At 65.9% G+C, this 13337-nt stretch carries 12 protein-coding genes; 9 read left to right on the top strand and 3 right to left on the bottom strand.

Annotation, left to right across the window (positions count from 1 at the left end; all coding sequences use genetic code 11):
* Nucleotides 1–185 precede the first annotated feature (185 nt).
* Both ON33_RS30515 and ON33_RS30510 read right to left on the bottom strand, forming a co-directional pair.
* Nucleotides 186–1091 (bottom strand): L,D-transpeptidase, encoded by a 906-nt coding sequence (locus tag ON33_RS30515; protein ID WP_040862539.1) that lies wholly within the window; start codon nucleotides 1089–1091, stop codon nucleotides 186–188.
* A 294-nt stretch (nucleotides 1092–1385) separates the two neighbouring features.
* Entirely contained in the window at nucleotides 1386–2684 is a 1299-nt protein-coding gene (locus ON33_RS30510) for a cytochrome P450 (RefSeq protein ID WP_051153091.1), read from the bottom strand.
* Nucleotides 2685–2794: 110 nt separating this feature from the next.
* On the opposite strand from ON33_RS30510, the gene lppU reads away from it, so the two are divergent.
* Entirely contained in the window at nucleotides 2795–3427 is a 633-nt protein-coding gene (lppU, locus tag ON33_RS44115; RefSeq protein WP_040862538.1) for an LppU family putative lipoprotein, read from the top strand.
* Between the two features lie 73 nt (nucleotides 3428–3500).
* On the opposite strand, the gene ON33_RS30500 is transcribed toward lppU, so the two are convergent.
* Nucleotides 3501–4166 carry a chymotrypsin family serine protease gene (locus ON33_RS30500; protein ID WP_040862537.1) on the bottom strand — a complete coding sequence of 222 codons (666 nt, stop codon included), beginning with the start codon at nucleotides 4164–4166 and terminating at the stop codon, nucleotides 3501–3503.
* Nucleotides 4167–4664: 498 nt separating this feature from the next.
* Between ON33_RS30500 and ON33_RS30495 the strand changes: the two genes are divergently transcribed.
* Genes ON33_RS30495 through ON33_RS30460 form a run of 8 tightly spaced genes read left to right on the top strand, consistent with a single transcriptional unit; the run spans nucleotide 4665 to nucleotide 13275 of the window.
* On the top strand, nucleotides 4665–5483 hold the full coding sequence (locus tag ON33_RS30495; RefSeq protein WP_051153088.1) for an MlaE family ABC transporter permease: 819 nt from the start codon (nucleotides 4665–4667) through the stop codon (nucleotides 5481–5483).
* A 3-nt stretch (nucleotides 5484–5486) separates the two neighbouring features.
* Entirely contained in the window at nucleotides 5487–6350 is an 864-nt protein-coding gene (locus ON33_RS30490; RefSeq protein WP_040862536.1) for an ABC transporter permease, read from the top strand.
* A 12-nt stretch (nucleotides 6351–6362) separates the two neighbouring features.
* Complete coding sequence (locus ON33_RS30485) at nucleotides 6363–7838, top strand: MlaD family protein (protein WP_040862535.1); 1476 nt, start codon at nucleotides 6363–6365, stop codon at nucleotides 7836–7838.
* Complete coding sequence (locus tag ON33_RS30480) at nucleotides 7835–8878, top strand: MCE family protein (RefSeq protein WP_040862534.1); 1044 nt, start codon at nucleotides 7835–7837, stop codon at nucleotides 8876–8878. Before ON33_RS30485 ends, ON33_RS30480 begins: the two co-directional genes overlap by 4 nt.
* The gene (locus ON33_RS30475; RefSeq protein WP_040862656.1) at nucleotides 8878–9873 is read left to right on the top strand and encodes an MCE family protein; all 996 of its coding nucleotides are present in this window, start codon (nucleotides 8878–8880) and stop codon (nucleotides 9871–9873) included. Before ON33_RS30480 ends, ON33_RS30475 begins: the two co-directional genes overlap by 1 nt.
* On the top strand, nucleotides 9870–10991 hold the full coding sequence (locus ON33_RS30470; protein ID WP_040862533.1) for an MCE family protein: 1122 nt from the start codon (nucleotides 9870–9872) through the stop codon (nucleotides 10989–10991). The genes ON33_RS30475 and ON33_RS30470 overlap by 4 nt, the downstream gene beginning before the upstream one ends.
* Nucleotides 10988–12106 carry an MCE family protein gene (locus ON33_RS30465; protein ID WP_051153086.1) on the top strand — a complete coding sequence of 373 codons (1119 nt, stop codon included), beginning with the start codon at nucleotides 10988–10990 and terminating at the stop codon, nucleotides 12104–12106. Before ON33_RS30470 ends, ON33_RS30465 begins: the two co-directional genes overlap by 4 nt.
* Nucleotides 12103–13275 carry an MlaD family protein gene (locus ON33_RS30460; RefSeq protein ID WP_040862532.1) on the top strand — a complete coding sequence of 391 codons (1173 nt, stop codon included), beginning with the start codon at nucleotides 12103–12105 and terminating at the stop codon, nucleotides 13273–13275. Before ON33_RS30465 ends, ON33_RS30460 begins: the two co-directional genes overlap by 4 nt.
* Nucleotides 13276–13337: the final 62 nt, after the last annotated feature.

Raw genomic sequence — 13337 nt, 5'->3', positions numbered from 1 at the left:
CTGGGTGCCGTTCACCGACGTGCATGCGCGCCGGCGGTTCGGGAGCAAACCCATTGTGGTCGTACCCGGCGAGTTACCCCGATGATGACGAAATCAGTTGTCGCGTCCCGATTTTTCGATGTCTTCCCGGTGGAAGCAACGAATGCCCCGCCCGAACGGGCGGAGCATTCGAGTTCGAGGGGACTCTAGTTCCAGTCGCCCCAGCCGTCATTGGTGTTGAAGGTGCCGCCGTTGGTGTTCTTGACGACCACCGGATCACCCTTCTTCACGTTCTCCTGGAACCACTTGGCGTCCTCGGTGGAGACGTTCAGGCAGCCGTGCGAGGTGTCCGAAACGCCCTGCTGCGCAACGCTCCACGGGGCGGCGTGCACGAAGATGCCGCTGTTGGACATACGGGTGGCGTACTCGACCTCGAGCTTGTAGCCCTGCGGATCGGTCACCGGCACACCGTAGGTGGAGGAATCCATGATCATCTTGCGGTTCTTCTCGCTGATGATGTAGGTGCCGTTCGGGGTCTCGTGACCCGGCTTGCCCATGGAGGTCGGCATGGTCTTCACGACCTCGCCGTTGCGGGTCACGGTGATCTCGTGGGTGGCGTCGTCGGCGGTGGTGATGAACTCGTCGCCGATCTCGTAGGCGACATCGGTGCCGCCCGCCTGCACGGTGACCTTGGAGCCGGCCGGCCAGAAGTCCTCGGGCCGCCAGCGCACCTGCTTGTCGCCCATCCAGTAGAAGTGGCCGCTCACCTTGTTGGTGGAGGTGATGCGGATCGACTTCTCGGCGGCCGCGTGATCGCTGACCGGGTCCTTGAAGTTGATGATGACCGGCATCGCCACACCGACCACGTCGCCGTCACCGGGGCTGATGTTCGGGGCCGCGAAGTTGGCCGGCGGAATCGGTGACTTGGCGTTCGGGTCGGTGGGCAGCGAGCCCGGCTCGGGCTGCGGCACGACCGCGGAGGGCACCCCCGGTACATCCGGCCCGCCCGGCCATAGCGGAGTCGCTGAGGCGGGAGCTGCCACCACTGCTCCGGTCGCCGCGATGGCGGCGAGGGCGATCAGTCCCGTTTTCCGATTCCGGGTATGGCGCACAGCTTGGTCCTCTCAGATCCTCGTTCACACGCAGATTGCGGGCGCGCTTCACCCGCGCAGGTCCCAACCCCGCGTCCATTACTACAGCGATCCGCCCCACGCGCCAATTGGCTTCTGCCAGTTATGTATACCGACTAACTGGTGTGCAACGAGTCACAGGACTGTGGGTCGGTTGCTCGGTTGGCGCGAATGCGCCGATGGCACCGGCGATTCCCCGAAAGTGACACCGGCGCGGCCGCTTTCGGAGTGCTCACTTCCCGAAACATGCTTGTGATCGAAATCACTCATACCACTTCAGGGCTCGGCGACATCGAAGGTGATGGCGCTGCGCGGCCCGACCGTGATGGTGTGCGGCACCGTCATCGGCGCGGGCCCGCGCGCGAACCGCGGCGACAGCCGCAACCGCACGTCGGTCAATACAGTAGCCAGCACAATGCGAAGTTCGTAATCCGCCAGCGCCGCACCGACACAGCGCCGGTGCCCGCCGCCGAACGGGGCGAACTCGAACGGGCTGTAGCGGCGCTCCAGGAACCGCTCGGGCCGGAACTCCCGCGGCCGCGGCCACACCGCGGGATCGGTGTGCAGCAGCTGCACCGAGACCCCCATGGTGTCCCCCGCCGCCAGTGGCACCCCGCGCAACGCGAAATCGCCGGTGAGCCTGCGCAATACGATCGGCACCGGCGGATGCAGCCGCAACGTCTCCTGGCAGACCGCCTCCAGATAGGGCAGTGCCATCAACCCCGCCGGGTCGGGATCGCTTCCGGCGGCGGACAATTCGGCGCGCAGCCGGGCCAGCGCGGCCGGTTCCCGGTGCAGCCGGTACAGCGCCCACACCAGCGCGGTCGCGGTGGTCTCGTGCCCGGCCACCAGCAGGGTGCGCAATTGCTCGCGCAGGTCGGCGTCGGTGATGGCGGTGCCGTCGTCATAGCGGGTGTCCAGCAGAAGCGCCAGCAGATCCGTCCCGCCGCCCCCGTCCGCGCGCCGCCGGACCACCTCGGCATCGATGAGCTCGTCGAGCCGGTCCCGCGCCGCGCTGAACCGCTCCCACCCCGACACGCCGAACAGCTTGCGCCGCAACGCCGGAACCAGGAACAGGGCGCTGCCGAAGGATTCCAGGAATTCCGTGGTGGCTGCCGTGTATTCGGCCCGCCGCGCGGCGTCGTCGATGCCGAACACCGCGGCCAGAATGACCCGCAGGGTCAGCGCCCGCGCCGCCGCCCGGGCATCGACGCGGGTGCCGGGCCGCCACGGGTCTCCGGTGCGTTCCCCGCTCAGTTCCGCCCGCGCGGCCGCGCGAATGATGTTGCCGTAGAGGCTGATTCGATTCCGGTGGAACGCGGGGGCGAGTAGCGCCCGCTCGCGCCGGTGCCGGCCGTCGCGGGCCAGGATGAGCGAGGCCGCGCCCACCATGGGCTCGATGGGATTCGGCAGCGGCGGTTCCAGCAGGTCCACCGGGGCTCGGAACAGTTCGCGCGCCCCCTCCGGAGTGCCGGTGAAGAGCACCGATCCCAGGGTCGGCATCGGCACCCGGAAGGGGTCGCCCTCGCGTCCGCGCCGCCAGGAGAGATACCGCTCCAGGATGTCGGTGCTCATGGCTTCCTATACGAAATGCCGGGCGGCCTCGGTTCGATCATCCAGATGTCCGTGGTGTATGCATGGGCACAGAAGTCAAATCTGTTTGTTTCGAAATATAGGACTCGCCCGTGTTGCGTCAGCAGCTTTCCGCCCGGATCGCCCTGCCCGCGATCTCCGCCGCCACCCTGCTGCTCGCCGGCTGCGGGACCACCGTCACCGGCCATCCCCAGGCCGCCCCCGGCGACATCGTGCTTCCCACCAAGGCGCCCGGCACCACCCCGGGCAAACCCTCGGGCAAGCCCGGTGCGGGCGCGCCGACCACCACCCCGCGCGCCGACCGCGGCGGCAGGACCGACTTCCAGGCCTCGATCGGCGAGTGCGTGAAGCTCGGCGGCACCACCGACAACGCCAGCATCGAGAAGGCGACCTGCGGCAGCCAGGACTCCAATTACAAGGTGACCGGCAAGGCGCCGAAGAATGCCCAGTGCGGCAAGGACTCCGACCAGGTCTACTACGAGACCCTCAACGGCACGGAGACCGGCGCCCTCTGCCTCACCATCGACTGGGTGGTCGGCGACTGCATGGACGTCGGCAACGATGCCGCGCACCGTATCCCGTGCACCGCCACCACCGCCACCGAGGGCGTGAAGGTGGTGTCGATCGTGCAGCACAGCAGCAGTGTCGACGACTGTCCCGACGGCGATCAGGGCTATGTCTACGACGAGCGCAACTTCGTCGTCTGCGTCAACACCCTGAAGTAGCGGGCCCGCGCCCGGAAACGGCGGCCGGGGCGGTGACTCGCGAATCAGCGCCCCGGCCGCCGTCATTCCCGGATCAGATCGGCGCGTAGCCCGAACCGACGCCGCCCCGTGCGTTGAGGTCGTCCATGATCGAACTCATGTTGGTGCCGACCTCGGGGCCGAAGCAGGCCACGGCGAGGTAGGCGTTCACCATGCCGACCAGGGTGGTGCCGACGACGACCGGCGCGCCGGAATCGCCCTCCACGACACACATCTGGCTCCAGGTCTCGACATTGGTGGCGAAGACGTCACCCCAGGAGAGACCGCAGGTGTTGCCGGTGGTCCGGCCCTCCTTGCAGACGATCATGGGGAATCCCGGCGGGCCGCCGAGCCCGGTGATGGTGACATTGCCGATCCGGTTGACCGGGATGACGCGGCTCGGATCGAACTGGATGACGGCGTAGTCCAGGTCGTGGTTGGAGTAGACGAACTGCCCGATCTGCCCCGCGCCGCGATCCTTCTCGGCCCAGACCCGGGCTCCCGCGTCGCCGCAGTGCCCGGCGGTCAGGCCGACCAGCCGTCCGGCGCCGTCGTGACCGATGGTGGTCACGGTGCATTCGAACTGGTCATCGATGATGATGCCGGAGCCGCCGCCGATGACAGCGGGTGCGGCATCTGCGTGCGCGGCTCCGATGCCGAAGAGGGCGGTGCTCAGGGCGACAGCGAAAGCGCCGGTCAACCCGGCGAGTTTGTTGATCATGTCCCTCCAGACGTCGGAAGCCGCACGAATCTCTACCTGCGGTTACACATCCTGTCAGTATTCGGGCCCGGTTGCCTCTTGTCTTGCGGCATGTTGCCGAGCCGTGTCCTGCCGAGGTTCGAGGCCGATACCTAGTTGGATGGAGCGGTCGGAACAATACGTAAACGCTATCGAATTCCCATAAATTTGTTCCGGCAAATTATTACCCGAGGGATGTCACAAACATCGGCAGAAAGTCGAAAACTAGAACAAGTTCTAGATCTCTGCCAGGTTTTATGGCCTGTAAACCGACTCTGATGTGGCTGTTCACAGCGATACTTCGAAAGTGATCCGTCTCTATGACCGGAACCACAATCGGTGGTGTGTTTTTCCTAACTCCGTAGTAGGGTGCGTCCAGCAACAGTCGCCGGAGACGGGTAACTCCGGCGTCGAGAGGGGTAGTCAGTGCAGTTGACCAAGAGCCCGGGGGACCAGGGGAGCCCACCGTCGGTATCACGGATGAATGGGGCCGTGGATTGGGCCAAGGCGTACTGGCAAGATCATCCGAAACGGTCGCTGGAAACCGGCGGCCGGATGATGGCTATGGGCGTCGCCGCGGTCGCCGAGCTTTTCATCGCGATCTTCCGCCGTCGCTTCCCCTATCGTGAGTTCATCCGGCAGTGCGCGTTCATGGCGAATGTCGCCGCCGCGCCCACCCTGCTGGTCGCCATTCCGATCGCCGTCATCGTCTCGATTCAGGTCGGATCGGTCGCCGGGCAGGTCGGCGCCACGTCCTTCATCGGCGCGGCCAACGGCCTCGGCATCATTCAGCAGGGCGCCCCGCTGGTCACCGCGCTCATGATCTCCGGCGCCGTCGGTTCCGCCATCTGCGCCGACCTCGGCTCCCGCACCATCCGCGAGGAGATCGACGCCATGAAGGTCATGGGCGTCGATCCGATGCGGCGCCTGGTCGCTCCGCGTCTCGGCGCCGCCATGCTGGTCTCGGTACTGCTCTGCGGTTTCGTGGTTTTCGTCGGCTTCCTGACCGGCTACATGTTCAACATCTTCGCCCAGAACGGCACCCCGGGCTCCTACATCAGCACCTTCTCGTCGTTCGCCATCACGGCGGATCTGGCTGTGGCGCTGCTGAAGTCGCTCATCTACGGCCTGCTCGCGGCCGTCATCGCCTGTGACTCCGGGCTGAACGCCAAGGGCGGTCCCGGTGGCGTGGCGAACGCGGTGAACACCGCGGTGGTCATGTCGGCCGTCATGCTCTTCGGCGTCAATCTGATGATGACGCAGCTCTACAACACCCTCTTCCCCCCGCAGGTGGTCTGAGCAGTGTCAGCTACTTACGTACCGCCGCTGCTGCGGCCGTTCAAACGCATCAAGGGCGCGGCCGGCGCGCCGCGCGACTGGCTCGCGCGCATCGGACACCAGGTCTTCTTCTTCCTGCGCTCGATCGGCTCCATGCCGCTGGCGTTCAAGCAGTACCCCAAAGAGGTGTGGCGGCTGCTGTCCGACGTCACCTGGGGCAACGGCAATCTCATCGTCGGTGGCGGCACCATCGGCGTGGTGCTGATCCTGTCGGCGTTCGGCGGTATGACCGTCGCCATCCAGGGTTACACCTCGCTGAATCTGCTCGGCCTGAGCCCGCTCACCGGCGCCATCTCGGCCTTCGCCACCACGCGCGAGCTCGGGCCCATGCTGGCCACGGTCGCCTTCGCGGCGCAGGCGGGCTGCCGCTTCACCGCGCAGCTGGGCGCCATGCGCATCTCCGAGGAGATCGACGCGCTGGAATCGGTTGCCATCCGGCCGCTTCCGTACCTGGTCAGCACCCGCATGATCGCGGCCATGATCGCCATCGTGCCGCTGTACTGCGTGGCGCTGCCGCTGGCCTACATCTCGTGCTCGCTGACCGTGTCCCTGGTGGGCGGCACCGCGACAGGCACCTTCCAGCACTACTTCTATCAGTTCCTGGTACCTCACGATGTGCTGTACTCACTGCTGAAGGCGATCCTCTTCGTCGCGATCACCACGTTCATCCAGTGCTACTACGGGTTTTTCGCCTCCGGCGGTCCGGAGGGCGTGGGTGTGGCGGCCGGTCGCGCGATCAAGCTGTGCATCATCGCGGTCGTTTTCGCCGACCTGTTCATGACTTTGGCGATCTGGGGCGTCAACCCCGGCATCCGGATCTCGGGATAGGGGGCGCACACGATGATCATCGATCCGAGCGGGCGCGGACCGACGATGCGGCAGTTGCTCATCGCCGGGGTCTGCGGCCTCACCGTCATCGCGATCGTGCTGGGCTTCCTCTTCGCCCGGTACCGCGGCTATTTTGTCGAAAAGGTGCATGTCACCGCGAATCTCACCACCACCGGTGACGGCCTGCCGGCCCAGGCGGACGTGAAGTTCCGCGGCGTGCTGGTCGGCGTGGTCAAGGATGTGTCCGTGGCCGCCAAGGGTGAGCTGCAGCAGGTGCACATCGAGATGAAGCCCGAGTACGTCGGCGGCATCCCGGCCAATGTCACCGCGCGCGTGGTGCCCTCCAACCTGTTCGCCGTCACTTCGGTCGAACTCGTCTACAACGGAGCGGATTCCGCGCACCTGAAGGAGGGTTCGCAGATCTCCGAGGACAAGTCACAGGGCACCATCGCGCTGCAGGACACCCTCACCACGGTCCGCAATATCCTCAGCAAGATCGATCCGATGCAGCTGGGCCGGGTGCTGGGCACCCTGTCCTATGCCCTCGACGGCAGCAGCCGGATGCCCGGCTCCACCATCGAGCGCGTCGACCGCTGGCTCGAGGGCGTGCGGGGGGCGGTGCCGAATGTCGGTGTGTTCCTGGACGACTTCTCCTCCTCGTTCCACGCGCTCAACCAGTCCGCGCCGGAACTGATGGGCGTGCTGCAGGATTCGGTCAAGACCGCGCAGACCATCTCCGACCGCCGGGCCGAGCTGACCGCGCTCATCTCCGGCAGTGAGAGCACCATCGACAAGGTGAACGGGCTCTTCGCCCGGAATCCCGATGTCGGCAAGGACCTCACCACCGGCACCAGCGCCATGTTCGGCGCGTTGTCCGACAATCCCGACGCCATCCCGCAGGCGATCGCGAACCTGAACAGCTCGATTCGCAAGCTGGGTTCGACCTTCCACTGGGGCAGTCAGAACCAGATGGTGTGGAACATGGGCATCACCTTCACGCCCTACAAGCCCTATACCCGCGACGACTGCCCGCGCTACGGCGAGCTGGCGGCGCCCAGCTGCGGCACCGCGCCGCTCACCTCGGATCCGGGCACGCTGCCGGAAGCCATGCGCCCCAGGGCCATCGACGCGGCCAAGGACCTGCCGGTCACCGCGCCGCCGCCGGGCTTCCCGCTGATCCCGGGCCTCACCACCACCGGTACCCCCACCGACGCACCTAGCGATGCCGCGCCCAAGCCGGGCAACGACCCGCTGGCGGGCACGCCGCTGCAGGGCCTGTTCCCGAACCTGGCGCCGGCGGCCCCCGCCCCGGCCGCCCCGGCGAGCCAGCCGGGTTCGGTGCCCACCGGCGGGGACATCGCCCTGGGCGGTGACGATGCCATCACCGCGCTGCTGGGCAGGCGTCCCACCGCGGCCGAATACCTGCTGTTGAGCCCGATCCTGAAGGGTGCGACCTTGCAACTGAGTAAGAGCGAGGCCGGCCGATGAGCGTTCGCAAGCCGCTGATCGGTTTCGGAATCTTCGCGCTCGTGTCGATCCTGGTGACCGCGGTCATCTGGAATACGCTCGCGCGCACGGTGAAAGGTGACACCTACACCTACTCGGCGACCTTCAGCGACGTCCTCGGCCTGCGTGCGGGCGACGACGTCCGGATGGCCGGCGTGCGGGTCGGCAAGGTCGAGAAGATCGATCTGGACAAGAAGAACCAGGCCGTGGTGACCTTCATCGTGCAGCGTGATCAGACGCTGTTCGGCGACACCAAGGCGCTGGTCCGCTACCAGAACCTGATCGGGCAGCGCTATGTCGCGCTGGCCCCGCCGGCGGCCGACAAGCCGCACACCGGTGAGCACGTGGCGTTGAAGAACAACGCCTCGATCCCGCTGGAGCGGACCGAGCCGTCGTTCGATGTCTCGGCGCTGCTCAACGGTTTTCAGCCGCTGTTCCAGGTGCTGCAGCCCGAGCAGGTGAACAACCTGTCCAACACCTTCATCCAGGCGCTGCAGGGTGACAACGTGTCGCTGAGCGCGTTCATCACCCAGGCCGCGTCGGTGGCCTCGGATTTCGAACGCCGCGACGGCATCCTGTCGGACGTGATCACCAACCTGTCGGGCGTGATGTCGGGCCTGGCCAAGCGTGGTGACGAGCTGGAGACGCTGGTCACCCAGACCCGCGCGCTGATCGGCGGCCTGTACGCGCAGGGCCAGTCGCTGCAGTCCTCGACGGTCCAGATCGCCGATGCCACAACGGCTCTGGTGGGCATGTTCGGATCCATTCAGCCCAGGCTCGTGATGGCGCAGAACGCCAGCCACGACGCGCTGGCCCTGCTGCTGGCCAATGGCGACAAACTCGACAAGGCCGCGGTGGATCTGCCCGCCATCCTCGCCAACGTCGGCAAGTTCACCCAGAACGGTGCCTACGCCAACGCCTATCTGTGCAGCCTGGACCTCTCGCTGTACGGCATCCTCTTCCCGCGCGGTCTGTTCTCGCAGATCGGCGGCAACTCCCACTCGGCGGTGTGCCGGCCATGATGGCGAAACTCAAGAACCGCTTCAATTCCAACCGCAACTTCTGGCTCGGTGTGCTCGGCGTGGCGATCGTCGCGGCGCTGCTGCTCGGCTCCAGCCTCTACAAGACGATGGGCATCGGGAAGCAGGACATCAAAGCCGAGTTCGTGCAGACGGCCGGCGTCCGGGTCGGCGACAAGGTCGACGTCTCCGGCGTTCCCGTGGGCACCATCTCGGGCGCCGAGCTCGAGGGCGACCACGTGCTGCTCACCCTCAGCGTCAACCGCGACGTGAAGCTCGGCCCGGACGCCAAGGCCTCGATCAAGATGGCCACGCTGCTGGGCGCGCGCTACATCGACCTCACCCCCGGTAACGGATCCGGACTGAAGGGGAACCGGATTCCCAAGTCCAACACCGTGGTTCCCTACAACCTGGCCGATGTGGTGCAGCAGGGCACACCCAAGTTCGAGGAACTCGACACCAAGAAGCTGGCCGACGCGTTGAACCTGGTCAACCAGCAGATGGGCGACACCCCGCAGCTGACCGTGCAGGCGCTCGACGCCATCGGCGCGCTGGCCAAGACCATGAACAACCGCAAGGATCAGGTCGACCAGCTGCTCAAGGATCTGGACAAGGTCACCAAGATCCTCGGCGACAACCGCAACAGCCTGCTGCTGGTGATCACCCAGGGCGAGGCCATCGCCAACCGGGTGATGGAACGGCAGAACCTGCTCAAGACGCTGCTGGACAATATCGCCACGCTGACCTCGCAGTTGAAGCAGATCGGCGCGGACAACGACAACAAGTTCGGCCCGACGCTGGTGCAGCTCAACACGATGGCCGACGGCCTGCAGAAGAACAAGGACAACCTGGATCGGATGCTGTCGATCCTGCCGCCGTCCATCCGGCAGTTCAACAACGCCTTCGGCAACGGCAACTACGGCGAGGTCGCGCTGCCGTGGCTGTTCCCGGACAATTGGTTGTGCTTCGCGCAGGTGAACGAGGGGTGCCACCAATGACATCGACTGTCGCAGAACACAAGAAGGGGCTGCTCGGCCGAATCGCCAAGGCGGCCATGATCGGTGCCGCGGCGTGGGCCGTAGGCTCCTGCTCCATCGTGCCGCTCGGGGTGAAGGATGCCGCCGGGCAGACCCAGCACTTCACCGCGGACTTCCTGAACATCGCGGGCATGTTCGAGGGCAACCCGATCACCGTACTAGGGCTCGAGGTGGGCCGGGTCGACAAGATCGTGCCGAAGGGTCAGTACGTCGAGGTCCACATGACCGTGGACAAGGGCGTGAAGATCCCGAAGAACGTTCAGGCCGCGCTGGTTTCGCCGTCCATCGTGACCGACCGGCACATCGAGCTCACTCCGCGCTACACCGGCGGTGACACGCTCGCCGACGGCTCGCACCTGACCACCCAGCAGACCAAGACCCCGGTCGAGCTGGACACCATGATCAAGACCATCGACAGCTTCGCCGCCGCCCTCAAGCCCCAGGAGGGTCAGGACGGCGTCGGCCCGCTGTCGGGTCGCGTGCTGTACCCGATGATGAACGGCAACGGCGAGAAGATGCGCGATGTGCTCAACGCGCTCTCCGGCGCGCTGAAGACCGGCGTCGACAACAAGGACGCCATCTCCACCATCATCATCAAGCTCAACGAGCTGACCACCATGCTGGCCGACAACGACGACTCGGTGCGCGGCTTCAGCAACAAGATCACCCAGATGACCGGTCTGCTGGCCGACCAGGCCCCGGGCCTGCAGGCCACGCTGGATCAGCTGAACGCCTTCCTGGCCAACACCAGTGGCGCGTTCTCGCAGTACTCCGATCAGCTCAACGGGACCCTCACCGGTCTCACCAATGTGACCAAGCAGCTGCGTGACAACGCCGCCGGGCTCACCGAGGTGGTCGACGTGACGCCGCTGCTCATGCAGAACCTGGACCGCTCGGTCAACCGGCAGAGCAACTTCATTCGTCTGCACGGCCTGATCGGCACCGCGCTCTCCGGTGAGATGGTCAGCCTGTTCTGCGAACGCGTCCAGATGAAATCGGATGGCTGCCGCACCGGCAAGATGGAGGACTTCGGACCGGACTTCGGTCTCATGGCGGCGATGCTGGGGATGACCAAATGAGTAGTCGACTGCTACGGGAACTGCGTTCCGGCCGCCGGGCACGACAGGCGATCGTCGCCGTCGCGGTCTCCGCGACCGCCCTGGTCGCCTCCGGCTGCGGCGTCACGGTGGAGAGCCTGCCGCTGCCCAAACCCGGTGCGGGCAGTGAGAAGACGTACACCATCCACGCCGTCTTCGACAACGCGCTGAACCTGCCCGACCAGGCCAAGGTCAAGATCGGTGGTTCCGACGTCGGCGTGGTCACCAAGATCACGACCAAGAACTTCAAGGCCAATGTGGACCTGGCCATCCGCTCCGACATCGAGCTGCCGGTCGGCAGCACCGCGGAACTGCGTCAGGCCACGCCGCTCGGCGACGTCTTCGTGGCGGTGTCCAAGCCCAAGACCGAGCCCGGCGCCCAGACGCTGAAGAACGGTGACCAGCTCACCAACACCTCGGCCGGCGCGACCGTCGAAGAACTGTTGATCTCGGTCTCGTTGCTGTTCAACGGCGGCGGCATCGCCAGCCTGTCCAAGCTGACCTCCGAGATGGACTCCATCGTCGGCGGCCGCGGCGAGCAGGTGGGCCATGTCATCACCCAGCTGACCAGTGTGATGACCAGCCTCAACAACAACAGCGCGCGGATCGACGGGGTACTGGCCGGATTCAGCGCACTGGCCAACACCATCGAGGCCAACCACCAGCAGCTCGGCCAGGTCGCCGACACTCTGCCCGGCATGATCGGCGCCATCGCCGAGAACAACCAGGCCCTCGGCGATCTGCTCACCAAGATCTCGACAACCAGTGCGGCCCTGGGCGATTACGCCAACACCACGACGGATTCGCTGAACAGCCTGCTCGACAATCTGACCCAGCTGATGAGCGCGCTGGCCCGCACGAACCAGGACTTCGGTCCGGCGCTGGACGCCCTGCACGAGATCCGGCCCAAGGCCGACGCCTCGTTCAAGGGCGACACCCTCGCGGTGGCCGCCACCGCCACCATGCTCGACATCGGCCTGCTCACCGACCCGGCCAACAGCAAGTTCCCGGATCTGAAGGACCTCAACGACTTCGGAGGCAGTCTGATCCAGGTGCTGCAGATCATCTACGGCCGGATCAACGGGGGACACCGATGAACTGGGTATCGCGACACAAGAACCTGATATCCAATGGCGCGCTGGTGCTGATCCTGCTGATCGGCGCGTCCTACCTGCTGATCAGCGTGATGCGGGCGAACCCGCTGCGCGAGACCTACACGGTGACGGTCAATCTCGACCGCTCCGGCGGTCTCCAGGCCGGCAATGACGTGACGCTGCGCGGCTACCGCGTGGGCAAGGTCGACGCCATCAAGCTCATCGACAACGGCGCGGCCATCGCGGCCACCGCCCAGATCGACAAGAAGTACGTCATTCCGGCCGACACCCTGGTGTCGGTGGGCGCACTGTCGGCGGCCGGTGAGCAGTACATCGACTTCCGGCCGAACACCGATCAGGGTCCGTTCCTGCACAACGGTTCGGTCGTGCAGTTCGACGCGAACAAGGTCAAGACGCCCACCCCCGTGTGGTCGGTGCTCGACAATGCCAGCGCGCTCATCGCCCAGGTGGATCCGGACAAGTTCGGCATCATCCTCTCCGAACTGGACACCGCCCTCTCCGGCGGCCCGGACCAGCTGCGTTCCATGGTGGACGCGCTCAGCCTGGCCAGCACCGGACTGGACAATCTGCTCCCCCAGACCACCAACCTGATCAAGAACCTCCAGGTCATCTCGAGCACCACTTCGCAGGCGCAGCCGGATCTGGGTACGCTGACCCGTAATTCGAGTGCGTTGTTCAATCAGTTCAACGACGCGAATGCCGAGCTCCAGAAGATCCTGGATCAGGCGCCCGGCCAGATGCAGGCCCTCGGCGCGGTGCTGGACAAGACCGCCGATCCGATGACCAGCCTGGCCACCAACTTCGTGGCCATCACCAGGGCCGCGCAGCTGCGCACCCCGGCGCTGCGGGCACTGTTCCCGTCGCTGGTGGTCGGCACCTCCGCCATGGGTGTCCCCGCGCACGACGGCGAGTTCTACACCATCGTCGATATCTGGCCGCGGTCCTTCTGTGACTACGTCACCAAGAAGGTGCGTCCGGATGTGGCCACCGAGAACACCTTCCCGAAGTGGGCGAGTTACTGCCAGAACCCGCCCCAGGATCAGCAGATCCGCGGGTCGGGCAATGCACCGCGACCGGACGTGCCCAACAATGGCGCGCTCCCGCCCGCGGGCTCGGATCCGAACGAGCGGACCCTGCCGCCGGTCAAGTGAGTGCCGCCCGCCGTTCTCATGTTCGGCGGGCATACTCGCTGACGAAACCTAGACGGTGCGTC

It is taken from the genome of Nocardia niigatensis NBRC 100131 (assembly GCF_000308655.1).
In the GTDB taxonomy this organism is placed as follows: domain Bacteria; phylum Actinomycetota; class Actinomycetes; order Mycobacteriales; family Mycobacteriaceae; genus Nocardia; species Nocardia niigatensis.
The sequence above is the reverse complement of the archived record's forward strand: the minus strand, read 5'-3'. Positions and strand labels throughout refer to the sequence as shown.

Excerpts from the sequence above, each read along its gene's own strand:
- ON33_RS30465 (WP_051153086.1), top strand. The coding sequence starts at position 10,988 with ATGAGTAGTCGACTGCTACGGGAACTGCGTTCCGGCCGCCGGGCACGA.
- ON33_RS30480 (WP_040862534.1), top strand. The coding sequence starts at position 7,835 with ATGAGCGTTCGCAAGCCGCTGATCGGTTTCGGAATCTTCGCGCTCGTG.
- ON33_RS30495 (WP_051153088.1), top strand. The coding sequence starts at position 4,665 with ATGAATGGGGCCGTGGATTGGGCCAAGGCGTACTGGCAAGATCATCCG.
- ON33_RS30460 (WP_040862532.1), top strand. The coding sequence starts at position 12,103 with ATGAACTGGGTATCGCGACACAAGAACCTGATATCCAATGGCGCGCTG.
- ON33_RS30470 (WP_040862533.1), top strand. The coding sequence starts at position 9,870 with ATGACATCGACTGTCGCAGAACACAAGAAGGGGCTGCTCGGCCGAATC.
- ON33_RS30510 (WP_051153091.1), bottom strand. The coding sequence starts at position 2,684 with ATGAGCACCGACATCCTGGAGCGGTATCTCTCCTGGCGGCGCGGACGC.
- ON33_RS30475 (WP_040862656.1), top strand. The coding sequence starts at position 8,878 with ATGGCGAAACTCAAGAACCGCTTCAATTCCAACCGCAACTTCTGGCTC.
- ON33_RS30485 (WP_040862535.1), top strand. The coding sequence starts at position 6,363 with ATGATCATCGATCCGAGCGGGCGCGGACCGACGATGCGGCAGTTGCTC.
- ON33_RS30500 (WP_040862537.1), bottom strand. The coding sequence starts at position 4,166 with ATGATCAACAAACTCGCCGGGTTGACCGGCGCTTTCGCTGTCGCCCTG.